At 43.1% G+C, this 22,639-nt stretch carries 19 protein-coding genes and 5 tRNA genes; 7 read left to right on the forward strand and 17 right to left on the reverse strand.

Going from position 1 to position 22,639, the window contains the following annotated elements; all coding sequences use genetic code 11:
- Window positions 1–7 precede the first annotated feature (7 nt).
- The 14 genes from hflX to orn all read right to left on the reverse strand — a co-directional run bounded on the left by hflX (window position 8) and on the right by orn (window position 10,355).
- Window positions 8–1,303, reverse strand: a complete 1,296-nt coding sequence (hflX, locus tag K5R16_RS05545) for a ribosome rescue GTPase HflX (RefSeq protein ID WP_220736551.1) — start codon at window positions 1,301–1,303, stop codon at window positions 8–10.
- 20 nt (window positions 1,304–1,323) lie between these two features.
- Window positions 1,324–1,602, reverse strand: coding sequence for an RNA chaperone Hfq (hfq, locus tag K5R16_RS05550; RefSeq protein WP_202286414.1), 279 nt, complete (start codon window positions 1,600–1,602; stop codon window positions 1,324–1,326).
- A gap of 95 nt (window positions 1,603–1,697) precedes the next feature.
- Complete coding sequence (gene miaA / locus K5R16_RS05555; protein ID WP_220736552.1) at window positions 1,698–2,624, reverse strand: tRNA (adenosine(37)-N6)-dimethylallyltransferase MiaA; 927 nt, start codon at window positions 2,622–2,624, stop codon at window positions 1,698–1,700.
- Window positions 2,614–4,485 (reverse strand): DNA mismatch repair endonuclease MutL, encoded by a 1,872-nt coding sequence (gene mutL, locus K5R16_RS05560; protein ID WP_220736553.1) that lies wholly within the window; start codon window positions 4,483–4,485, stop codon window positions 2,614–2,616. Before mutL ends, miaA begins: the two co-directional genes overlap by 11 nt.
- Before the next feature lie 25 nt (window positions 4,486–4,510).
- The gene (locus K5R16_RS05565; RefSeq protein WP_220736554.1) at window positions 4,511–5,830 is read right to left on the reverse strand and encodes an N-acetylmuramoyl-L-alanine amidase; all 1,320 of its coding nucleotides are present in this window, start codon (window positions 5,828–5,830) and stop codon (window positions 4,511–4,513) included.
- Window positions 5,814–6,290, reverse strand: coding sequence for a tRNA (adenosine(37)-N6)-threonylcarbamoyltransferase complex ATPase subunit type 1 TsaE (tsaE, locus tag K5R16_RS05570; protein ID WP_220736660.1), 477 nt, complete (start codon window positions 6,288–6,290; stop codon window positions 5,814–5,816). The genes K5R16_RS05565 and tsaE overlap by 17 nt, the downstream gene beginning before the upstream one ends.
- A gap of 82 nt (window positions 6,291–6,372) precedes the next feature.
- Window positions 6,373–7,854 (reverse strand): NAD(P)H-hydrate dehydratase, encoded by a 1,482-nt coding sequence (locus tag K5R16_RS05575; protein ID WP_220736555.1) that lies wholly within the window; start codon window positions 7,852–7,854, stop codon window positions 6,373–6,375.
- Between the two features lie 199 nt (window positions 7,855–8,053).
- Window positions 8,054–8,509, reverse strand: coding sequence for a hypothetical protein (locus K5R16_RS05580; RefSeq protein WP_220736556.1), 456 nt, complete (start codon window positions 8,507–8,509; stop codon window positions 8,054–8,056).
- Between the two features lie 456 nt (window positions 8,510–8,965).
- Window positions 8,966–9,041 (reverse strand) — tRNA-Gly (locus K5R16_RS05585).
- Between the two features lie 46 nt (window positions 9,042–9,087).
- Window positions 9,088–9,163, reverse strand: a tRNA-Gly gene (locus K5R16_RS05590).
- A 128-nt stretch (window positions 9,164–9,291) separates the two neighbouring features.
- Window positions 9,292–9,367, reverse strand: a tRNA-Gly gene (locus K5R16_RS05595).
- Between the two features lie 128 nt (window positions 9,368–9,495).
- A tRNA-Gly gene (locus K5R16_RS05600) sits at window positions 9,496–9,571 on the reverse strand.
- 47 nt (window positions 9,572–9,618) lie between these two features.
- Window positions 9,619–9,694, reverse strand: a tRNA-Gly gene (locus K5R16_RS05605).
- Window positions 9,695–9,809: 115 nt separating this feature from the next.
- The gene (gene orn / locus K5R16_RS05610; protein WP_220736557.1) at window positions 9,810–10,355 is read right to left on the reverse strand and encodes an oligoribonuclease; all 546 of its coding nucleotides are present in this window, start codon (window positions 10,353–10,355) and stop codon (window positions 9,810–9,812) included.
- Between the two features lie 124 nt (window positions 10,356–10,479).
- Between orn and rsgA the strand changes: the two genes are divergently transcribed.
- The 5 genes from rsgA (at window position 10,480) to K5R16_RS05635 (ending at window position 17,330) form a co-directional block, all read left to right on the forward strand.
- Entirely contained in the window at window positions 10,480–11,547 is a 1,068-nt protein-coding gene (gene rsgA / locus K5R16_RS05615; RefSeq protein WP_220736558.1) for a small ribosomal subunit biogenesis GTPase RsgA, read from the forward strand.
- Between the two features lie 25 nt (window positions 11,548–11,572).
- Window positions 11,573–12,436, forward strand: a complete 864-nt coding sequence (asd, locus tag K5R16_RS05620; RefSeq protein WP_220736559.1) for an archaetidylserine decarboxylase — start codon at window positions 11,573–11,575, stop codon at window positions 12,434–12,436.
- 7 nt (window positions 12,437–12,443) lie between these two features.
- Window positions 12,444–13,328, forward strand: a complete 885-nt coding sequence (locus K5R16_RS05625) for a DMT family transporter (protein ID WP_220736560.1) — start codon at window positions 12,444–12,446, stop codon at window positions 13,326–13,328.
- A gap of 70 nt (window positions 13,329–13,398) precedes the next feature.
- Window positions 13,399–16,593, forward strand: a complete 3,195-nt coding sequence (locus K5R16_RS05630; RefSeq protein WP_220736561.1) for a mechanosensitive ion channel domain-containing protein — start codon at window positions 13,399–13,401, stop codon at window positions 16,591–16,593.
- Window positions 16,594–16,619: 26 nt separating this feature from the next.
- Window positions 16,620–17,330: a glycerophosphodiester phosphodiesterase family protein gene (locus tag K5R16_RS05635; protein WP_220736562.1), complete on the forward strand. Its 711-nt coding sequence runs from the start codon at window positions 16,620–16,622 to the stop codon at window positions 17,328–17,330.
- A gap of 91 nt (window positions 17,331–17,421) precedes the next feature.
- Here K5R16_RS05635 and K5R16_RS05640 read toward each other — a convergent pair whose 3' ends face one another.
- Entirely contained in the window at window positions 17,422–17,754 is a 333-nt protein-coding gene (locus K5R16_RS05640; protein ID WP_020910966.1) for a DUF3392 domain-containing protein, read from the reverse strand.
- 48 nt (window positions 17,755–17,802) lie between these two features.
- On the opposite strand from K5R16_RS05640, the gene K5R16_RS05645 reads away from it, so the two are divergent.
- Together K5R16_RS05645 and K5R16_RS05650 are read left to right on the forward strand one after the other, a co-directional pair.
- Window positions 17,803–18,729 (forward strand): D-2-hydroxyacid dehydrogenase, encoded by a 927-nt coding sequence (locus K5R16_RS05645; protein WP_220736563.1) that lies wholly within the window; start codon window positions 17,803–17,805, stop codon window positions 18,727–18,729.
- Between the two features lie 202 nt (window positions 18,730–18,931).
- Window positions 18,932–19,123, forward strand: coding sequence for a bacterioferritin-associated ferredoxin (locus tag K5R16_RS05650; protein WP_220736564.1), 192 nt, complete (start codon window positions 18,932–18,934; stop codon window positions 19,121–19,123).
- Window positions 19,124–19,188: 65 nt separating this feature from the next.
- Here K5R16_RS05650 and parC read toward each other — a convergent pair whose 3' ends face one another.
- Window positions 19,189–21,456, reverse strand: coding sequence for a DNA topoisomerase IV subunit A (parC, locus tag K5R16_RS05655; protein ID WP_220736565.1), 2,268 nt, complete (start codon window positions 21,454–21,456; stop codon window positions 19,189–19,191).
- Window positions 21,456–22,550 (reverse strand): sorbosone dehydrogenase family protein, encoded by a 1,095-nt coding sequence (locus tag K5R16_RS05660; RefSeq protein ID WP_259649779.1) that lies wholly within the window; start codon window positions 22,548–22,550, stop codon window positions 21,456–21,458. The genes parC and K5R16_RS05660 overlap by 1 nt, the downstream gene beginning before the upstream one ends.
- Window positions 22,551–22,639 lie beyond the last annotated feature (89 nt).

Here is a 22,639-nt window from a genome sequence, read left to right on the forward strand (position 1 = left end):
TTACTATTTATACGGCGACATCATCGACGATAAAAGTTTCTATTTCACCAAGGCTCTGCTTTACCAGTCGACGCCAATCGGCCTCTAACAGGCGAACAGAGATCATACAGTTCCCCAGATCGTCATATTCTTTCTGCTGTATTACATCCAGTTTATAAAACTGGCCGAGATAATGCCCTGCCGAAGCGGGGATTTGCAAGGCTAGTTCTTTGACAGCTTTACCAACTAAATCGTTGATCGCTTCTTGAACTAGTTCCAAGCCTTTTTGCTGCTGGGCAGATACCCAGACTCTGATTGGCTTACCTTCATCATCATAATCAATGCGAGGTTTCACCTCATCCAGCAGATCGATTTTATTACATATAATCAACTGAGGAATTTCGTCGGCATCGATCTCTTTGAGCACGCTTTGTACCTGCTCAAAATTATCAGCCATATTTTCATCTGCGCTATCGACAACATGCAATAACAAATCTGCTTGTCGTGTTTCCTGCAATGTCGCTTTAAATGCAGCAACAAGGTCATGAGGCAAATGCCTAATAAACCCAACTGTATCCGCCAAGACAATATGACCATCTGGCAGTTCCAGTTTTCGCAATGTTGGATCTAACGTAGCAAAGAGCTGATCAGCAGCGTAAACATCTGACGCTGTTAATGCATTAAATAGTGTCGATTTACCAGCATTTGTGTACCCGACTAAAGAAACCGTCGACATATCACTTCGCTGTCTGGCTCTACGACTTTGATCACGCTGTTTATCAACTTTTGCTAAACGCTTATTAATTGTGCGAATTCGCCCTCTCAATAAACGCCTATCAGTTTCAAGCTGGGTTTCACCAGGCCCACGAAGGCCAATACCACCCTTTTGCCTTTCAAGATGCGTCCAACCTCTGATAAGACGTGTAGACATGTGGCGCAGTTGCGCTAGCTCCACTTGTAACTTGCCTTCATAGGTTCTCGCTCTCTGAGCAAAAATATCTAAAATCAATGCTGTTCTGTCGAGCACTCGACATTCACACAAATGCTCAACATTACGCTCTTGAGCTGGGCTCAATGCGTGGTTAAATATCACTACATTGGCTTCTGTTGCCGCAACCATCGCAGCTAATTCTTCAGCTTTACCCGAACCGACAAAAAATTTACGGTCCGGTGCCCGACGACTTCCTGTAATGACACCGATTGATTGAGCACCAGCAGATTCAACTAAAAGTTTAAGCTCTACTAGGTCTTCTCGGTTATCTTCATCAGAGAAGTCGATATGGACAAGTACCGCTCGTTCTCCTGCCTCATAACGATCAAACAAAAAGCAATCTCCTCAAAAAATTACTTCTCATCACTTTCGTCATGCTGCGCGTTATAACCAGCTTGTGCATTTGTCGCCTGGTGGTTACTTACGTTAAATGGGCGTGATGGCACCACTGTAGAAATGGCATGCTTGTAAACCATCTGGCTTACTGTATTTTTAAGCAAAATTACAAACTGATCAAAAGACTCAACTTGTCCTTGTAACTTAATGCCGTTAACAAGATAAATAGATACTGGAACGCGTTCACGACGCAATGCGTTCAAAAACGGGTCTTGTAAAGATTGCCCCTTTGCCATTTTCTAATTTCCTTTTTTATGTAATATCAATAGTAATTCTAATACTAGAAAACTTTATTCTTTGGTTTTAGTATTATACAGCTATCGCCAATTAGCTAGCGACTATATCGCAATACTGTATCAAGATTATTTTCAGCACCGCTTTCAAGCCAAATTAAGTCTGGCCAACCACGCAACCATGTTAATTGACGTTTTGCTAATTGCCTAGTAGCCACAATAGCTTTTTCAACCATAGTTTCATAGTCATATTCACCATCTAAATACTGCCAACATTGTCGATAGCCTACGCAGCGCATAGAGGGCAGTTCTAAATGTAAGTCATCACGTGACTTTAATTTTTCAACTTCTTCAACAAACCCTAGACCTAACATAGCCTTAAAACGAGTTTCTATTGCTTTATGTAACACCTTTCTGTCGTTAGGTGCAATCGCAAATTGAATCGCCTCGTAAGGGAATACCTCTGACTTTACTTTCGTTAACTCAGTTAAAGACTTGCCGCTGATCCGAAAAACCTCTAATGCTCTGGCTAATCGCTGGGGATCATTTGGATGAATACGCGCTGCCGCAACGGGATCAATCTCTTTCAATTGATCATGCAGAGCTTGCCAGCCATCCGCTTGTGCTTCAGCCGCTATTTGCGCTCGAATCTCTTCATTGGCACCAGGAAGAGGTGATAATCCTTCTATCAAAGCTTTAAAATACATCATAGTGCCACCCACCAGTAACGGGGTCTTACCACGGCTGATGATATCTTCTATTTTGAGCAATGCGTCTTTTCTAAAGTCTGCTGCAGAGTAGCTTTCTGCAGGGTCAATAATATCAATCAGATGATGAGGAGCAACAGCAAGCTCTGCGGCATCCGGCTTAGCACTGCCAACGTCCATTTGTTGGTAGATCAATGCTGAGTCCACGGAAATAATTTCGCAGTCATAATTTTTAACCAGCTCAATAGCCAACGCAGTTTTACCTGATGCTGTTGGTCCCATTAAGGTGATTATTTTATGTTTTTTCTTATCTGTCACTCTGAGATTCTTTCATCCATTGCAGCCAAGGAAGTTCTTGGCTTTGCTTATAAAGAGCACTTTTTGCGCTAGTATCTAATGCATTAAATGCTAACCACGCCTCGGCGCTGGCAGTAAAACGACTTGAAGCTTGTGTCGCGAGCCAATGAACTAATGCATCATCGCTCGGCTCCTCAAATCGGATCCATTGTAATAACTCTGGGATCAAAACAGCCAATTGACTGTCTCTCAGATATGGGGGCACTTTTTTAATAATCAACTGCCCGAGTCGGATAGATAGCTCAATTCCTAGTTTTCTTAGCAATAGTTCTCGAGTTTCAATGACTTCATTCCAAATATTATCGACAGGAACCGCCACAGGCATCAGCAAAGGCTGACCCACTAACCCTTGTGCCAATTTAGCTTGGATCTGTTGCCGTGCGGTCTCTTTAATCACATCAGCAATACTGAGTAAGCGAATACTATCCTCTTCGACTATGACCCAATATTTATCAGCCAATACTGCTGGCATTTTCACGCTAGCGTCCGACACTGCCGAAGCATGCGGATTGCTGACCACTTTGCCGCTTGCAGGTACTGCATCGGTTGTACTGCTGCTCAACAAACTAGCATAAGCTTCTAAGCTACTTTGGCTGGGCAGTTCAACATCAGTCCTTTGAGTCGCAGCTCTTAAAGGTGTTCTATAACTAGACTGCCCTTGATTATAGCTTGTTGCTGTTGTCGTCAAAGGGCGTTCATTGACTGCTGCAGCTTTCGTATCTGGCTCACTATAACGGGTAGAGGAAGCATAACTATTTGCACTGTTAGGTTCAAAAATTGCTCCGCTTTCATCTGTAGGTTCAGCTTGCGCCTCAAGCCCCAACTCAGATGACTGCGCCATAGCAGATTGCAGAGCTTGCAAGATATAATCATGTACATAACGGCTCTGATGAAAACGCACTTCATGCTTAGCGGGATGAACGTTGACGTCAACTTGATGAGGGTCTAACTCGAGCATCAACACATAGCCCGGAGAAACACCTGCTGCATATTCAGAGAATGCCTGCCTAACGGCATGATTGACTAATCTATCTTTTACCAATCGACCATTGACATAAAAGTACTGCGTTTCACAATAGCCACTGGCAGCTCCAGGCGCTTGCAAATAACCGCTTAACGTAAGGTCATTATGATTACAGTTTATATGTAAGCAGGTTTCTGAAAATGCTTTACCGCACACTTGAGCCAAACGCTGTAAATATTGGATTTCGGTCATTGCAGGTCGATAATTACGCACACTTTTACCATTATGTTTAAGGGTAAAGTGGATATCTCTTCTGGCTAAAGCAATGCGCTTTAGCCACTCATCGATATGGGTAAACTCAGTTTTATCACTTTTTAAAAAACGACGGCGCGCAGGCGTGTTAAAAAACAGGTCAACGGCCTCGATAGTGGTTCCCACGGGATGAGCAGCTGGCAGTATTTGTACCGCCATCTCGGTGCCTTCGGCTTTCGCCTGCCACGCTTCAGCTTGGGTTTCAGTTCTGGACGTTAACGTTAGGCGCGAAACAGAGCTGATACTGGCTAACGCTTCACCGCGAAATCCAAAGCTCATAATGGCTTCTAAATCATCTAGAGACTTAAGCTTTGAGGTCGCATGACGAGATAACGCTAAGCTCAAATCTTGCTTAGGGATCCCAAAACCATTATCTCGAATACGGATCAGTTTGCTGCCACCTTTGTCTATTTCAATATCGACTCGGGTTGCACCTGCATCTAAACTGTTTTCGACCAACTCCTTGATAACAGAAGCAGGCCGTTCAACAACTTCACCTGCCGCTATTTGGTTAGCCAGTTGAGGTGGTAATTTTTCTATAGCCATTATTTACTCTTTAACTGCAACATATTTATGCCCGCGGTATAACTAACGTCTGCCCTATTCTTAAAGAATCAGATTTCAGTTTATTAGCTTTTTTTAAGCTACTAATTGAGATCTGGTATCGATGAGCAATAACTGACAATGATTCACCGCTGCGGACTTTATGCTTAGTGTTACTTCTACTTGCAAGTAAAGAGTTAACCGGAGGGTTGGCCTCAAAATACTTAACCACGCCCTTATGCACCGCTTTGGCGAGATTATTTTGATGCTCTCTTTGGGAAAGGAGGCGCTCTTCTTTATGGTTGGAGATAAAGCCAGTCTCAACCAATATTGATGGGATATCAGGCGACTTTAGCACCGCAAAGCTAGCGGACTCTGGCTTATGCTTGTGTAGCTTTGTCACTTTACCCAAATTAGATAACACATCACCTGCGATGTTATGGCTGATCGCCATCGAACGGTCCATCGACATATCGAGCAAGGTCATCGCCAAATATTGCTCATTGTCGGTATTTTGAATAATTTCACCAGCACCACCCAGCAACTCCGAATGCTTCTCTTTTTGCTCTAACCAACGACCAATTTCACTGTTAGCTCGTCGCATAGATAAAACCCAAACTGAAGCCCCACGAGGTTGAGGAGAAGTAAAAGCATCAGCGTGAATAGAGATCAACAGATCAGCTTTACTGGTGCGGGCAATCTCTGAACGGCGATTCAAATTAACGAAATAATCACCCGTTCTGGTCATTACCGCCTTCATTCCGGGGGTGGCATTAATTTTTGCCGCGACCTTTTTTGCTATCTGCAGCACCACTTTCTTTTCATACATGCCTGAAGGGCCAATTGATCCAGGGTCATCTCCACCATGACCTGCGTCGATAGCGACAATGACATCACGTAAAGCTGTAGCGGGCTTACTCGGCTTGCTTTTAGCCTTAGTGCTTCCACCGTCCAAATCAACAACCAATCGGTTGCCATAAGGTGCCGTTGGTGGCAATGCAAACAGGTTTGCTTTAAGCGGTTTTGTTAAGTCAATAACAATCCTGAGTGTGCCTTTCTCTGGTGGCGAACTCTTTCTTATTCTTTTAACTAGCTTGCTGTTGTTGGCGATTTTAGCTAAATCGACTTTATTGGAAGACTTTTTTAAATCAACAACTAAGCGATACGGATTGGTTAATGTGAAATGGCTGTAGTTCGGAGATTCGCTCAAATCAAAAACAATACGTGTCGATTCAGGCGCCGCCCACACTCTTACGCCTTCGAGTTTATTCGCGCTCTGCGCAAAAAAGGAAGTACATAAGGTAAGTAATAGTAGAGCTAACTTAAATATATTATTGTTTATTATCATTATTATTTAAACACGCCAATATTTCTTCGCCCTTAGTAGAGAGAGCCTGTAATTCTATTTGTCGTCCAGTATTAACATATTTAATGTAGATATGTATATCAGCCTGCGGTAATAGACCATGTCCACGATCAGGCCACTCTACGATACACAAACTACGTTCAGTGAAATAATCACGTATGCCCATGAACTCCAACTCTTCTGGATCATAGAGGCGATAAAGGTCAAAATGAAATACGTCAATATCAGCAATTTCGTAGGGTTCAACCAAAGTATAAGTAGGGCTCTTTACTGCACCGTCATGACCTAAACTTTGGATTAACCCACGACTAAAAGTCGTCTTACCAGCCCCTAGATCGCCACTCAAATAAAGCGTCAACGGCGGCGTAATCAAGGCTGATAACTTATTGCCTAAGCTAACTGTCGCCTGCTCGTCTTTAAGATCTAAGGTGATTGATTGTATATTCATATTAATTTTAAAGGATGCCCTAAATAACACATTTCCCAGAATGCGCTACTTTAACCTAATCACCTAAATTTCTAAACTAGATTTGATTAACCAGCTGATGAATATAAGGCATGAGGTCACTTGCAAGCATTCCTCTCTCCCCTTCTTTAGCCGCCAGATCTGCAGCATCACCATGAATGACAACCGCTAAACAAGCTGCTTGCATATTGTCATAGCCTTGCGCCATCAAAGCACCAATAATGCCGGATAGAACATCACCACAGCCCCCGCTCGCAAGCCCAGGGTTACCAACGGGTGCAACAATACACTCTTTTCCATCATAAATTAGCGTACCAGCGCCCTTTAATACAATAACGCCACCGTATTTAGTCTGCAGCTGCCGAACCGCATTAAACCTATCTTGCTCGATTTCAGCAATACTGACATTTAATAGTCTAGCGGCTTCACCAGGATGAGGCGTCAGTACCCAGCTTTTACTGGTTAATGGAAACTGACTTAGTAAATTTAACGCATCTGCATCTATCACACAGGGCTTATCAGCTAGGTCGACAGCTTTCAGTAAATTGTAGCCCCAGTCAGCGGTCCCGAGTCCCGGCCCGATAACCAATACATCTGCCCAACCTAATTTTAGGTACACTTCCATATCCACTAGCTCACAACCCCAGAACATCAATTCTGGCCGGGTAGTGCAAATCACTAGCTGATGGTCAGGTCTAGAAATCACGGTGACCAAACCGGCTCCGCTTCTTAAACTAGCTTCTGAAGCCAATCTCACCGCTCCCGACATCCCCTTATCACCACCGATAACCGTAACTTTGCCGCTCTTTCCTTTATGAGAATCTCTTCTTCTTGGCTTAAACACCTTTGGCAGATCTTTGCTCACTAGCTTTTTGAGATAACTTTTAGGTAAGAAAGAGGTTAAGCCAATATCAGCTAAGGTTAACGTTCCGCAAAAGTGACGTGCCTGACTGGTCAGTAAGCCTTGCTTAATAGCGCCAAAAGTCAGTGTCATATCGGCTTCTATAGCCACCTGTCTCGCCATCCCTGTATTAGGTTCAATTCCAGATGGAACATCGAGTGACAATACCCACGCTGCACTGTTATTTACAGCATTAATTATAGAGACGAGTTCATCACTTAGCTCTCCTTTGACTCCTGTGCCTAGCAGGCCATCAACAATCACACTAGCTTGAGTAACCTCCTCGATATTGAAAGGAGAACTGTGACCACCGCTCAGCTCAAACTCAGTAATAGCTTGCAATAGTTCCTCTGAAGGCCTTTGGGCAGGTGAGGCCTGTAAACAGACAGACCAACCTGCTTTAATCAACATTGCCGCAGTGGTATAAGCATCCGCTCCATTATTGCCATGTCCAGCGAGGATCAAAACAGATTGAGTAGCAAGCTCGAGTGATTGAAGTTGTTCAAAAGCCGCCGATGCGGCTCGCTCTACGAGATTAAAAAGGTTTATATCACTATCTTTGACAGCAGTAATTTCAGCCTGCCTCACTTGCTCGACTGAATACACTGGTAATAATGCAGATAAATACTTTTCGCTCATTAAGCTTTTCCTAGAATTGAACTTCAACTAATTTAGAATATTAGTCAATAAGACTGAAACTCATATGAATTGTTCACTTATAAGACCTTTAAATCTCCATAGTTTGATCTAACACAAGTATGGCGATACTTTCATTTTCCTAGATATCAAAAAAGGCACCACTAGGTGCCTTTAGCATTAGCGTAACTGAACCACAGAATTAGATATCGTCCATACGAATACTGCTATGTACTAGACGCTGTTGTTGGATTTTCTCCACTCTAACTAAATCTTCAAGTGCGCCTTTAGTCTCGCTACAAGCTGAAGATAAAGAGGTTTTCTCAATTAAGCCTATGAGCTTATTATCGAGTTCTAGGTGCAACTCTAAAACATCATCTTCAGTCATATTGGCAGGCATAGTCTGTTTTTGACAACGAGCAACGAAATCTTCGAAAACAATATCTTTGTACCAGGTATCAAGTATTTTCTTAGGCGCTTCATCGATATAATTTTCAATTTTTTCAGCGGTCTGACGCTGATGCTGCTGAAAGTATTCCAGCATTAGTTTGACTCGAGATGAATCAGCTTGAGTATGCAAACGACTATACAACTGAGCCATCTCAAGACGGCAAGTCGCTACATAATCTAAAAGCTCACTAAGTTGTTGAATACGCATATACCGCTCTCCTATCGCTCGCACTTTAGATGACAAGCTAAAAATTAGTCTGATGCTATTATGGTCTGAACAAACAATCGAAGATTTGAAGGTTGTCATGTTTTGTCTATTCCAAACACGCCTACTTTAGAGATTATTAAAGAAACTAGCGCTCGATCACGCTATCGCAACAGACATTCCGACTCAGCCTTAACTAAAAATCAATTCAACCTCGATATATAGCTTAGCTGAACAATGACTGCGCCGAAGCAAAACCGCTGACCGCGCAACTTGGAATGCAGAAAGAAAACAAGCAAGTTCAAAGTAGTGCAGCTGTAGATTGAAGTCATGACCAACAAAAAGGGGATCAACTTTATCTGCATGCACAACTGAGCTACAGGAGTATTTTGCTCTAGTGGGTTTTGACATGATGAGGTTTTGAGGTTTTGAGGTTTTGAGGTTTTGCTAGAGGAAGATTGGAGCGACATATCGGGTTCGAACCGATGACCTATACCTTGGCAAGGTATCGCTCTACCAACTGAGCTAATGTCGCGTAATCTTTTTACTTACCGAATTTGGTCATTCCATAAGTTTGTAATTGGAGCGACATATCAGGTTCGAACTGATGACCTATACCTTGGCAAGGTATCGCTCTACCAACTGAGCTAATGTCGCTTAACACTTTTTATAGCTGTTTAGCTTTATACATTGACTAAAGGTATCGTTCCTTCCTTTAGCAACTGAGCTAATACCGCTTAAAACTTTTTTACTTACCGAATTTGATCATTCCATAAGTTTGTATTTGGAGCGACATATCAGGTTCGAACTGATGACCTATACCTTGGCAAGGTATCGCTCTACCAACTGAGCTAATGTCGCTTAACACTTTTTATAGCTGTTTAGCTTTATACATTGACTAAAGGTATCGTTCTTTCCTTTAGCAACTGAGCTAATACCGCTTAAAACTTTTTTACTTACCGAATTTGGTCATTCCATAAGTTTGTATTTGGAGCGACATATCAGGTTCGAACTGATGACCTATACCTTGGCAAGGTATCGCTCTACCAACTGAGCTAATGTCGCTTAAAACTTTTTACTTACCGAATTTGGTCATTCCATAAGTTTGTAATTGGAGCGACATATCAGGTTCGAACTGATGACCTATACCTTGGCAAGGTATCGCTCTACCAACTGAGCTAATGTCGCATTTCAACTTTTTGACTTAATCACTAAGTTTACCGCTTAGCGAAAAGTTGAGGCCGCATTATATGAGAATTTCACTGCTCTGCAACCCCTTCTTGCAAATAAACTGACTGAATGGTCAAATTTTAAATACTTTTGCGCGATAAAACTGCAATTCAGCAATAGATTCTTGAATATCGAGCAACGCTTGATGGGTATTTTGTTTAGTAAAGCCTTTCATTGCTGAAGGCTCCCAGCGACGTACAAGTTCTTTAACTGTACTGACATCAATATTTCGGTAGTGGAAAAAGTCTTCAAGTGCCGGCATATAGCGATTTAAAAAACGACGATCTTGGCCAATACTGTTACCACACATAGGCGAAGCACCAGCGGGTACATATTGCGACAAAAACTCAATTGTCTGTGCAATAGCGTCTTCTTCGCTAAATTGGCTGGCTTTTACTCGCTCTACCAGTCCAGATTCACCATGGTGTTTTTGGTTCCAATCATCCATTAATGCAAGTTGTTCATCAGTTTGATGAATCGCAATAACAGGACCTTGTGCGATAATATTTAACTCTTTATCGGTTACTATAGTCGCAATTTCAATAATCCTATCAACAGCAGGCTCTAGCCCTGTCATCTCAAGATCGACCCAAATAAGGTTGTTTTCATCTATAGCCATAAAGCGACCTGTAATCCCTGTTAGCCTAAATTCAGGCTTTTTTGTTTAAGACGGTGTATCATACTGCTTTTTTAAGCGACAAAAAATCACCTTTATCATTGAAGGCAAATTACGTGAGTAATACGTGAGCAAAAAGAAACCATTAAGCCAAGGTCAGTTACGCAGAATGCGCAACAACCAAAAAAAGAAATTGCAAAGCAGCGAAGCTAGCGACAATACGCCTGAACTACAGGACAACTCGTTAGGGCCAGAGCAGCTAGGTACCATTATTTCTCGTTTTGGGCAGCATGCAGATGTTGAGACCGAAACAGGCCACCTTGCGCGTTGTAATATACGCCGAAACATTAAAAGCTTAGTTACCGGTGACAAAGTCATTGTTCGCTTAGCCTTGACGAGTGAGTCTGGTGCTAGCCGAATTGAAGGCATTGTAGAAGCCGTCCATCCAAGGCACTCGCTTCTATCTAGGCCTGATCTGTATGACGGTGTAAAAATCATTGCCGCTAATATCGATCAGATCCTCATTGTCACTTCCGTTAAGCCTGCCTTTACTACGCAGATTATCGACCGTTATTTGGTTGCTTCTGAAGATACTGGTATTGCGCCAGTTATCGTACTCAACAAAGTTGACTTGATAACACCTGAGGAGCTACCGGAGATTGAAGCTGCACTACAGCGTTATCGTGATATTGGCTATGAGGTCTATAAAGTCAGTAGTAAAACTGGCGAAGGCGTCGAGCAAATCAACCAATTAATGGATGGTAAGGTCAGTGTATTTGTCGGTCAATCTGGTGTGGGTAAATCATCTATGATTAACGCCATGATGCCAGATGCAGAGCTGCTGACTGGCGATATATCGGAAAACTCAGGTCTTGGTCAACACACAACCACCACAGCTAAACTACTGCACATTTCAACTGGCGGTGATTTAATCGACTCTCCAGGTGTTCGTGAGTTTGCACTTTGGCATTTGCCTGCAGAAAGAGTTGGTCAGTGCTTTATTGAGTTCAGAGATTATTTAGGCACCTGTAAGTTTAGAGACTGCAAGCACTTAAATGATCCTGGCTGCTCAATAGCAGAAGCATTAGAGGCTGGAGAAATCAGCCAAGATAGATACCATAATTACCACAAAATCATTGCCAGTCTGGACGAGCAAAGACACGCTCGTCACTTTAGAGCCGGTCCAGACGAATAGAACTAGAATAGAAAGGAATTTGAAATTGGATAAAGTTAAAATTGCGCTGCAGTATATGATGCCAAAGCACCTTGTTTCACGTCTAGTTGGCAGACTAGCCGCAGCAGAAATGGGCTCAGTCACCACGGCAGCAATTAAATGGTTTATCAAGCAATACAAGATTGATATGAATGAAGCGGCACAGCCTGCACCAGAGGCTTACCCGACTTTTAATCAGTTTTTCACTCGAGCTTTAAAACCTGGCATTCGTCCGCTTTGTGAAGATAAAGATTACATCATTCACCCTGTAGATGGCGCAGTCAGTCAGTTAGGGCCTATTGAAGATGGTCGTATCTTTCAAGCTAAAGGCCATGATTACTCATCTTTGGCACTACTGGGTAACCAAGCAGCAGACGCCAAACGTTTTGAAGAGGGTGACTTCGCGACCATCTATTTAGCCCCTAAAGATTACCACCGCATTCATATGCCAATCAAAGGTACTTTGTCGAAGATGACTTATGTGCCAGGTGAACTATTTTCAGTTAATCCGTTAACTGCGCAAAATGTACCAGGCTTATTTGCTCGTAACGAACGTGTAGTGGCGATTTTCGAAACCGAAATTGGCCCGATGGCAATGGTGCTTGTGGGAGCCACAATTGTTGCAAGTATCGAGACAATTTGGGCTGGTACCGTCACCCCACCAACCGGTAAAGATGTGTTTACTTGGGACTATCCAACCGAAGGTCCTGATGCATTAACTCTTGAAAAAGGCGCTGAGATGGGTCGCTTCAAGCTAGGCAGTACAGTGGTAATGTTGTTTGCTAAAGATGCGCTCGATGAGTTTGCTGACGGTGTAGAACCGCGCAGCGTCACTCGTATGGGTCAGGCTTTTGCAAAAATAGAAGACTAAATTCACATTGAATCCCAATGATAAAAAAACAGGACTGGTTGAACTGCATTTAGCAGTGCTGCTTTTCGGTGGCACCGCTCTGTTTTCTAAGCTCATCCCCTTAAGCGCCCTGGATATCACCGTTTTACGCTGTGTTGTTGCGGCCGCGGTTCTCGCACTGATCGTCAAACTCAGTAAACAAAAAATAGCACTTGAAGCTGCAAAAGATTATCTGATAGCCATTGGGCTAGGTGTGATTGTGAGTTTACATTGGGTGACCTATTTTGCCTCTATGCAACTATCCTCAGTTGCCATTGGCATGATTGCGTTTTTTACCTACCCAGTAATGACCGTATTAGTTGAGCCTTTAGTGACTAAATCAAAACTACAACTCGCCGATGTTATAAGCGGCGTTTTAGTTTTGATAGGGGTTAGCCTGCTTATTCCTGAAGCGAGCCTTGGTAATGACGTTACTCTTGGGATAGTCATAGGCGTTGTTTCTGCAGCACTTTTCACTACCAGAAACTTATTACACAAGCGCTATTTTTCTCAATATAGCGGCCAGCAAGCAATGCTTTACCAAACTGCTGTAGCAGTGGTTTTTCTTGCACCTTGGTTGTCGGTCGAAGTCAGTACCATTGAATCTAATGTTTGGTGGTTAATCATACTTCTTGGCACTATATTCACTGCGGCTCCACACGCTCTATTCACTTCTGCTCTGCGCTTACTCAGTGCAAAAACAGTTGGCCTTGTCTCTTGTTTACAGCCCTTCTATGGCGCTGTTTTGGCTTTACTGCTTTTAGGTGAAGATCTCGATATTAAGACTATTATCGGCGGGACTCTCGTCGTTGCTACTGCATTATTTGAAACCCAACAGAGTCACAAGTCACAACGGGTTAAAAAGACTGCATAGTTCGATTTCTTTATTCTGATAACTTGGCTACTATAAGTTAGTCTTTTTCGATTTATGCAAGCTGCTAATCATGCATCGTTTTTTATTGGTTTTCCTGTGTCTATTTTGCTCCATTGCCAATGCAAACCAACCCACTTCTCTTGAAAAAAAGTTGGGGCTAAACCCTACAACTAGTGAAACGAAGACTCCGCAACAGCAGTTGCTTTTACTACAGTCAAAAATTCAAGAGCTAGCACTTACCGAAAGAAATGCTAAAACGCTGCTAAGTAATTTTGAATTACATAAAGCAAATCTATTGCAGCAAATAGCAGAAGCAAAGGGAGCGATCACGCTCTCAACAGAGCAAGATATTAGCCAGCAAGGTTCAATGGCCTACCTGCGACTTTCTGAATCCAAGGAAGTTGAAATCAGTTTGAGCAATAAAATTAATGAGCTGAATAGCACATTAAATAATTTGCCAAAAACCTTAAATAGCGCACGCGCAACGCTAAAAAAACATAAAAAAATTAAAATATCTAATGAGCAGAGTCTAGCGAATGAATTACTACTCGCTCAAAGAGAGCTATACCAGCAGCATGTTGTCACTCTTGAGGCAAGCTTAGCCAGCAGTCAGAAAGAGATTGATCTCAACCAGCTGCAGTTACAACTCGTTCGCGAGCAGTTGTTACAACAAGAGCAGTTTATTGAGCGCATCAACCAACAGCTAGATTTACAACGCCACATGCGTACCGAAGCTGCAATAGCCCAGAGTTTAGTTCCCGATTCTACCGCTACCGATCCTATTGCTCAGGCTCTTAATGAATCTAATCAACAATATGGCGAAACATTAAAAGCGCTTAACCTCAAAATAAGCCAAGCGCTGACCCAGCAAGAGCAAGCTGAGGCGCAGTACCAAGATCAAGCTAAGCAGCTCACTAATATCCAACAGCAGATAAGTTGGCTCAAGCTCAACTCCGCATTCGGTGAACGTTTTCTGCAGATGCTGCAGACATTGCCCAAACCACCAAGCCAAGATAGGGTGCAATCAGAGATTGCCGACGCACGATTAGCCCGCTATCAAATAGAACAATCACAAACCGTCAATGAACAGCAGCTTGGTGGTTCACCAAAACCAACGCAGTTGCATGCTAAACTGCTTGTTTCACAAGAGTTATTACTGCAACAACTGCTGCAAAGCTATGACCAATATTTAAGTGAGTTGGCTGATTTAAGAGTAAGTAACGAGCAACTTAACCAGCAATACATTACTTTAAGAGATACCCTAAATGAGCATTTATTTTGGGTGCCGAATGCAAATCGGATTGGTGGCTTATGGTTAACTGATCTGCATCAAAGCGTGCAATGGATGATACAACAAGCCCCCTGGAATCAGCTGCAAAACTCATTCAGTGAACAGGGTAGCTTATGGTCTTGGTGGCTAATTTTGCTTGTCATTAGCCTAGTGGCACAAGATATTCTCACGCCAAGGTTTAAAGCCGCAATGCGCCGTGAACTGCCATTTGTAGGTAACGTTACTCAAGATAAGTTTATTTATACTTGGCATGTACTACTTAACTCTGCGAGCTATAGCCTGCTCAAACCGCTGCCTATTATCCTCGCTGGTACAATTTTCTATCTATCTAGCATCAATTTTGTTTCCGCCATAGGTATGGGCATTTTAGCGGTGGGCATTTTCTATCAGCTATATCGCTTGGTGTTTTTACTCGCTTTAGATAAGGGGTTGTTAATCAATCACTTCAAAGCGCAGCGAAGCATTGTACGCGCCGGACAAGCGAAGTTTAAGCAACTTACCTTTATGGTAACCCCATTTTTAGGCATCACAGCATTTGCCGAAATCATTGATACCTCGCTAGTTAGAAATAGCTTAGGTCGCGGTGCATTTATCATTTTCTGTTTAATGTTATTTTGGTTCTATAAGGATATTTTAGAAATATCCAACCGAGAGAATAAACACCATCATGGCGATAAAAACAGAAAGCTTATCCAAAAACTACTGTGGGCAATGCTAATAATAACGCCAATAGCTTGCGCTGTATTGGCCTTCTTAGGTTACTACTACACAGCCGTACAAATGTTCCTGCAGTTGCAGCTATCATTGATTTTTGGCCTAGGATTTTTATTGCTCTATCAGTTAATAAAGCGCTGGATGTTAATAGAGAGGCGTCGTATTGCCTTTGAACGCGCTAAAACAAAGCGCGCTGAAGTACTCGCACAACGTGAAAAAGGGGAAGTTAATTCACCAGAACAACTTGATACCTATGAAGAGCCAGAGGTCGATTTAGAGACGATTTCAGGGCAATCTTTAGGTTTGGTTCGTTCGCTCTTACTATTAGCCTTTTTAGCCAGTATTGTAGGCCTCTGGACCCAAACACATACAGCATTGTTCTCTTTGCTCGATGGGGTAACCTTATGGTCTAGTAACACCACCATCAACGGTATTGAGCAGCAATTACCGATTACCTTAAAATCACTGTTACTCTCGCTTATCATTGTCGGGTTTTCGATGATGATTGCCACCAACTTACCAGGCTTGATTGAGTTAACGATTCTTCAACGATTAGATCTCAGCCAAGGCACTGGTTTTGCACTGACCACCGTTTGTCGCTATTTGGTGATTTTCTTTGGTGTATTAAGCGGGTTTTCTACATTAGGGATGGAGTGGTCAAAGCTGCAATGGTTAGTCGCGGCTCTGTCAGTAGGTTTAGGTTTTGGCCTGCAAGAAATTTTTGCTAACTTCATCTCAGGCCTCATCATCTTATTCGAAAAACCGGTTCGAATTGGTGATACGGTTACGATTAGAGATCTCACTGGCACCGTCAGTAAAATCCAGATCCGTGCCACCACCATTATCGACTGGGATCGAAAAGAGATCATTGTGCCCAATAAGGCCTTTATTACTGAGCAGCTAATTAACTGGTCGCTTTCAGATCCGATAACCCGAGTTATCGTGTATGTGTCTGTAGCGCGAGACTCCGATCCCGCACGCGTAGAGGCCGCTCTTTATCAAGCCGTGCAAGAGTGTGATGATGCACTACTTACTCCAGAACCCGAAGTATGGTTCGCAGGATTTGGTCAGCATACCCAAGACTTTGAAGTCAGAGCTTACGCAAAAGATATGGGTACACGTTGGCCGCTGAGACATAAGCTACATAAGCAGATCAGTAAGAAATTACGCGATAACAATTTGGAGCTTGCCTACCCTCAGTTAGAGGTTCATTTGTCTCCTGGACAGGCCAAAGATGTGCAAAACTTAATACGGACTTAATCCCCTATGATTAGAGAAACTCAGCAATGAAGGTATTTGCTCATCGCGGCGCCAGCGGCAGTGCCCCTGAAAATACCTTAAAGGCTTTTGAGAAAGCTATTGAGTTAGGTGCTACAGCTGTTGAACTGGATATTCATTTAGTCGAAGGAGAGCTCTATGTTTTCCACGATCGTAGGCTCGAAGCCACGAGTTCTGGTTGCGGACTTATTGATACTGTCAGCGCAGACTATTTGCATAGTATTACTGTATCCGGTGAAGCAATTCCTACACTTATGGATGTATTAGCGCTGCTCAAACCTCACAATATAGAAGTTAATATCGAGCTTAAAGGGCTATCAGTTCTGCCTGCTTTTATAGCGCTATATGCAAAATTTATCGATGAACAGATATATAATCCAGATCTGCTGTTGATCTCCTCTTTTAACCACCGCCAGCTTTATGCTTTCAAGCAACAATATCCACAAGCAAGAGTCGCCCCTCTGATTGAAGGTGTGCCTTTTGACCTGGCAAAGATTGTTACAGAGTTAAATGCTTACTCGATTCATTTGGGCCTCAGCTTTGTCACCCAAGAGATGATTGAAGACGCTCATAGACGTGGTGCAAAAGTGTACGTCTATACGGTGGATTTTATTGATGATATCGAGATGTTAGCGAAGCGAGGGGTCGACGGCATCTTCAGTAATTATCCCGATAAAGCACTTGCTACAATGACACAAATTAATGCAGCAAGCGACTGAGTATTGAGGGTATGTTATCGGTAGTCGTTACCATTCTTTACATATCGATTCCCCAAACTGCAGTATTATAATCTACACTGAAATTAACGGCTTAAACTTGTTTATTACGTTGGGCCCAGCTACCAATAGCAAAGAAAATGGCTAACACCAGTAGAAACAACCAGTGTGATGGAACACGCGCCATATATTGCGCTAGTAGCGGACTTAATTTCACTATAATTAAGCCATAACCAAATGCGTTGACGACAACAAAAATCAGCGTTCGAATAATGAAAGAACGCCCGGCAAGATAACGTCGTAAAAAGCGGTTAATATCGCTGCCAAATACAACCAGTGCACAAGCAACGATTGCCGTTGAAGCTTCTGTTAGCCAGGGGTAAATAAACGAACCTAAGTAGCTCAGAAATTCAATCAACTTGGACATAAACGTACTCTAATTTAATGACATATAGCTAGGATAAAGGGAGTCAGCATGGGACACAAGTTACTATTGCTCACCAGAGAAAATGAAAAATATCGTCAGCTTCTGACTTCTTGCCATCTACCAAATGTGCATATTTTGGATGATAATCCGCAAAACATATTTAACGCTGACATTTGGCTTGCAGAACCAAGTCTTGCAGCCCCAATACTGCCCCATGCTACAAATTTAAAATGGATGCAGTCGACTTTTGCGGGCGTCGACGCATTAGTTAAACCTAGACAGCGACGAGACTATGAACTTACAAATGTACGAGGGATCTTTGGTCCATTAATGAGCGAATACCTGTTTGGCTATTTACTCGCTTACCAACGTGAACACGGCCGCTATAAAACTCAACAAGCGCAGAAAATATGGCTACCAGGCAGCTATAAGACTTTACAAGGGCAGAACCTACTGCTTTTAGGTACCGGCTCTATTGCAAAGCATATAGCCCAAACCGCCAAACACTTTGGCATGCATGTGATTGGTATTAATCGCGGTGCAAAACCCACTAAAGGTTTTGATGAAGTCGACACCTTGGCCAACTTGACTCGTCATCTACCGAGAGCCGATGCGGTTGCGAGTATCTTACCGAGTACCCCAGAGACACGTGGTGCTCTGAACCAACATACATTATCTCTGCTAAAAAAAGAGGTGGTGTTGTTTAACTTAGGCCGAGGCGACGTACTTGATCTTGATTCACTCTATATCCAGCTGATTCAGAATCAGCAACAGCAAGCAATACTCGATGTATTTAATCAAGAGCCATTACCAGAAGATCATCCTATTTGGTCGTTAGATAATGTTGTCATCACCCCACATATTGCGGCTCCAAGTTTTCCTGAGCAAGTGGTAGAGATCTTCTCTGAAAACTACCATAAGTGGATAAAAGGCGAGGAGCTAGCCCATCGGGTTCATTTTGAACGCGGTTACTAGGCTGACTTTAAACAATCAAGAAATAGCTTTTACCACGCAAAACATGACCAAGTGCCCACACAGGTGCTTGGTTGTGATCATCCGCAATGTTTTTAATAACTACCAAACTATCGAATGATTGATAACTATTCTCATCAGTTATTAGCATTGAGAATCGTTTTCATTTATACTTCGTGCATATTCGATAGTTGGATCATTATTTATGTACGTTTGTCTTTGTCATGCGATTACAGATACTCAGATTAAAGAAGCGGTTAGCCAAGGCGATGCTTCATTAGCTGATGTAAAGAAGCGTTTAGGCGTGGGCGATCAGTGTGGAAAATGCGTTAAAATGGCCAGTCAAATTATCCAAAGACAAGTCGATATCGAACCTAACTGCTATGAAGTTGCTTAGCTAATACCAAGCAATTAATAGATAAAAAAATGCAGCCTATTGGCTGCATTTTTTATTTTAAGAAATTAGATGACAGCTTCACCATCTCCGAGCTCTACACTATCAACACGTTGTAATCCACGTGGTAGTTTAGCGCCTCTGCGGCCCCGCTCTCCTCGATAATGCTCTAGATCACTCGGCTTTAACGTTAGCTTGCGCTTACCTGCCCATAGTGTGACTGGCATATCCTCAGGGATGACGTTGAGGTGAATTAGCAACTCTTCTCGATTCTTAGCTCGCTCGGTCGGTATACCGATAATCTTGTTACCCTTACCTTTAGTTAGCTGCGGTAATGCATCTAAGGAGAACAGTAACATTCTGCCTTCGTTGGTAATGGCTAAGATTGACTGAGCTTTCGATTTATCTACTTTCTGTGGCAGTAAAACCTTAGCATTCGCTGGCAGACTTAACAGTGCTTTACCCGCCTTATTGCGCGATATCATATCTTTATTGGCAGCAATAAAGCCGTAGCCGGCATCGGATGCCAATATGTAACACTGACTTTCATCAGCAAGTAGCACATGCTCCATCGTCGCACCAGGTGCCAAATTGAAACGAGTCGTTATCGGCTCTCCTTGAGAACGTGCAGATGGAAGTGTATGGGTCTCAGTTGCAAATGCCCTACCGGAGGTATCAATAAACACACTAGGCTGATTACTGCGTCCTGGAGCGGAACACAAGAACTCATCACCCGCTTTATAAGATAAGCTCTTACCATCAACCTCGTGTCCCTTAGCACACCTTACCCAGCCCTTTTCTGACAAGACAACAGTCACTGATTCAGCAGGCACTAACTCTTGCTCAGTTAATGCTTTTGACTCACCGCGCACCACAAGTGGTGAACGGCGATCATCACCATAATCTTCGCCATCTTTGATCAACTCTTTCTTAATCAACGTCTTCATTCGACGCTCAGAGCTTAGCAATAACTGTAACTTATCTCGCTCGGCTTCTAACTCACTTTGCTCAGACTTGATTTTAAACTCTTCTAACTTGGCTAAGTGTCGAAGTTTCAGATCCAAAATCGCATCGGCTTGCTTATCAGACAGTTCAAACCGAGTCATTAACTCTGCTTTGGGATCATCATGAAAGCGAATGATCTCAATCACTTCATCGATGTTCAAAAATGCGATCATTAATGCATCAAGAATGTGCAATCGAGCTAATATTTTATCTAATCTAAACTCTAAACGGCGCTTAACCGTGGTCATACGGAAAACAAGCCATTCCGTTAACAGTTCACGTAGCCCCTTAACCTGCGGACGACCATTCAGCCCTAACACATTCAGGTTAACTCTGTAGCTCTTCTCTAGGTCAGTCGTAGCAAATAAGTGCGCCATCATCTGGTCGCAATCGACACGATTTGAGCGAGGCACTATCACCATGCGTACCGGACTTTCGTGATCAGACTCATCACGTAAGTCAGTTACCATAGGTAACTTCTTAGCCTGCATTTGCGCCGCGATCTGCTCTAAAATCTTACCGCTACTGGCTTGATGTGGTAGCGCGGATATCACCACCTCGCCATTTTCAACAGTGTAAACCGCCCGTGCTTTAATAGAGCCACGACCCGTTTGATAAATCTTGGCAATATCAGCTGATGGGGTAATAATTTCAGCTTCTGTTGGATAGTCAGGCCCTGGAACAAATTCCATTAATCGTGGTAAGTCTGCTTTAGGGTTATCGAGCAACTCAATACAGGCGCCCACAAGCTCTTTAGCATTATGTGGCGGAACATCGGTTGCCATTCCCACAGCAATACCCGTAATACCATTGAGCAGGATATGCGGCAGCCTTGCAGGTAAAACCAATGGTTCTTTCATCGTACCATCAAAGTTTACCCCCCAATCGACGGTACCTTGACCTAATTCACTGAGTAGGACTTCAGAAAATTTTGATAACCTAGCTTCGGTATATCGCATTGCCGCAAATGACTTAGGGTCATCCGGCGCGCCCCAGTTACCTTGGCCGTCAACTAACGGATAACGGTAGGAGAATGGCTGTGCCATTAGCACCATAGCTTCATAACAAGCGCTGTCACCGTGAGGATGGTATTTACCGAGTACGTCACCGACCGTACGGGCTGATTTTTTATGCTTAGAATGCGCAGACAGGCCTAACTCACTCATCGCATAAATAATACGCCTTTGAACAGGTTTAAGCCCGTCACCGATATGCGGCAAAGCACGATCCATGATGACGTACATGGAATAATTAAGATATGCCTCTTCCGTGAAGCGGCGCATTGGCATTTGCTCAACGCCGTCTAAGCTTAAATCTATCGCATCACTCATTAATCATTATCCTGTGACTGACTCTTTGGTGCATTCTTGTAAAATAAACGGTAAACGTTGCCTTTCAAATCATCCGAGATATACATGCCACCATCGGGAGCGGTGATCAATGAATAGGGTCTAGCAACTGGAAACTCACCATCTAAAAAGCTGACAACGGTACTGCGTTTGACAATCTTTTTGTTCTCAATTTCAAGCATTACCACTTGATAACCAACCTTGCTTGAGCGGTTCCAAGAACCATTTTCGGCAATGAACATTTGGTTATGATAGCGCTCAGGGAATTGCTCGCCACGATAAAAATGTAGTCCTAGAGGTGCAACATGAGCAGGTAACTCAAACTGAGGCGCTACAACCTTTAGGTTTTCAGGCTTATCATAAGCGGGTTCGATAACATCTGTTGCATGGATATAGGGAAATCCATAGTGACTACCGACCGTTTCAACCTTATTGATCTCATCCGGCGGTAAGTTATCACCCATCCAATCTCGACCGAGCTCAGAGAACCACAGCTCGCTATCTGTGACCGACCAATCAAATGCCCCAACTCGGCGAACACCGCTGACAATTTGTTCACTCTCACCGCTCTTAACATCAATAGCGATGATACTGCCAAACGGATCTTCTGGCTCACACACATTGCACGGAGCGCCAATGGCAATATAGAGCCTGCCATCTGGACCAAAATGCATTGCACGGCGGCTCTTCTTAGTATTACCAGGTAAGCGGTCATAAACCTCTTTCGGTCGACCTGGTCTCCTCAGGCGAGATTCAATCTCGACAAACCTTAATATGCGATCATCTTCTGCGACATAAAGCGCACCATCATGGAAGGCTATCGCTTCAGGATAGTGAAGCCCTTTGGCAATGATATAACGCTTATCAACTCTGCCATCTTGGTCGGCATCGACCAATGCGGTGATAATCCCCTCTTTGTGAGAACCAACAAATAGCGTGCCATTAGTACCAAGTGCTAACTGCTTTGCATCACCTAAATCAGAAGCAAATAGCGTTAAGCCAAAGCCTTTTGATACAGTGATCATTACCGGCTCAGCAGCATACGCTGCGGTGCCAAAAATAACTTGAGCGAACATGACCGATAAACCGATAAATATTTGCTTGGGGTAATTTTCAAACGTCATTATTATTCTTTTTTTAGTGCTCTATTATTGTAAACAGTCGA

The organism is Shewanella sp. c952 (assembly GCF_019654975.1).
Classification (GTDB): domain Bacteria; phylum Pseudomonadota; class Gammaproteobacteria; order Enterobacterales; family Shewanellaceae; genus Shewanella.

Coding starts and splice junctions, on each gene's coding strand:
- hfq (WP_202286414.1), bottom strand. CDS start 1,602: ATGGCAAAGGGGCAATCTTTACAAGACCCGTTTTTGAACGCATTGCGT.
- mutL (WP_220736553.1), bottom strand. CDS start 4,485: ATGGCTATAGAAAAATTACCACCTCAACTGGCTAACCAAATAGCGGCA.
- K5R16_RS05565 (WP_220736554.1), bottom strand. CDS start 5,830: ATGATAATAAACAATAATATATTTAAGTTAGCTCTACTATTACTTACC.
- K5R16_RS05575 (WP_220736555.1), bottom strand. CDS start 7,854: ATGAGCGAAAAGTATTTATCTGCATTATTACCAGTGTATTCAGTCGAG.
- K5R16_RS05580 (WP_220736556.1), bottom strand. CDS start 8,509: ATGCGTATTCAACAACTTAGTGAGCTTTTAGATTATGTAGCGACTTGC.
- orn (WP_220736557.1), bottom strand. CDS start 10,355: ATGGCTATAGATGAAAACAACCTTATTTGGGTCGATCTTGAGATGACA.
- K5R16_RS05630 (WP_220736561.1), top strand. CDS start 13,399: ATGCATCGTTTTTTATTGGTTTTCCTGTGTCTATTTTGCTCCATTGCC.
- K5R16_RS05635 (WP_220736562.1), top strand. CDS start 16,620: ATGAAGGTATTTGCTCATCGCGGCGCCAGCGGCAGTGCCCCTGAAAAT.
- K5R16_RS05640 (WP_020910966.1), bottom strand. CDS start 17,754: ATGTCCAAGTTGATTGAATTTCTGAGCTACTTAGGTTCGTTTATTTAC.
- K5R16_RS05645 (WP_220736563.1), top strand. CDS start 17,803: ATGGGACACAAGTTACTATTGCTCACCAGAGAAAATGAAAAATATCGT.
- K5R16_RS05650 (WP_220736564.1), top strand. CDS start 18,932: ATGTACGTTTGTCTTTGTCATGCGATTACAGATACTCAGATTAAAGAA.
- parC (WP_220736565.1), bottom strand. CDS start 21,456: ATGAGTGATGCGATAGATTTAAGCTTAGACGGCGTTGAGCAAATGCCA.
- K5R16_RS05660 (WP_259649779.1), bottom strand. CDS start 22,550: ATGTTCGCTCAAGTTATTTTTGGCACCGCAGCGTATGCTGCTGAGCCG.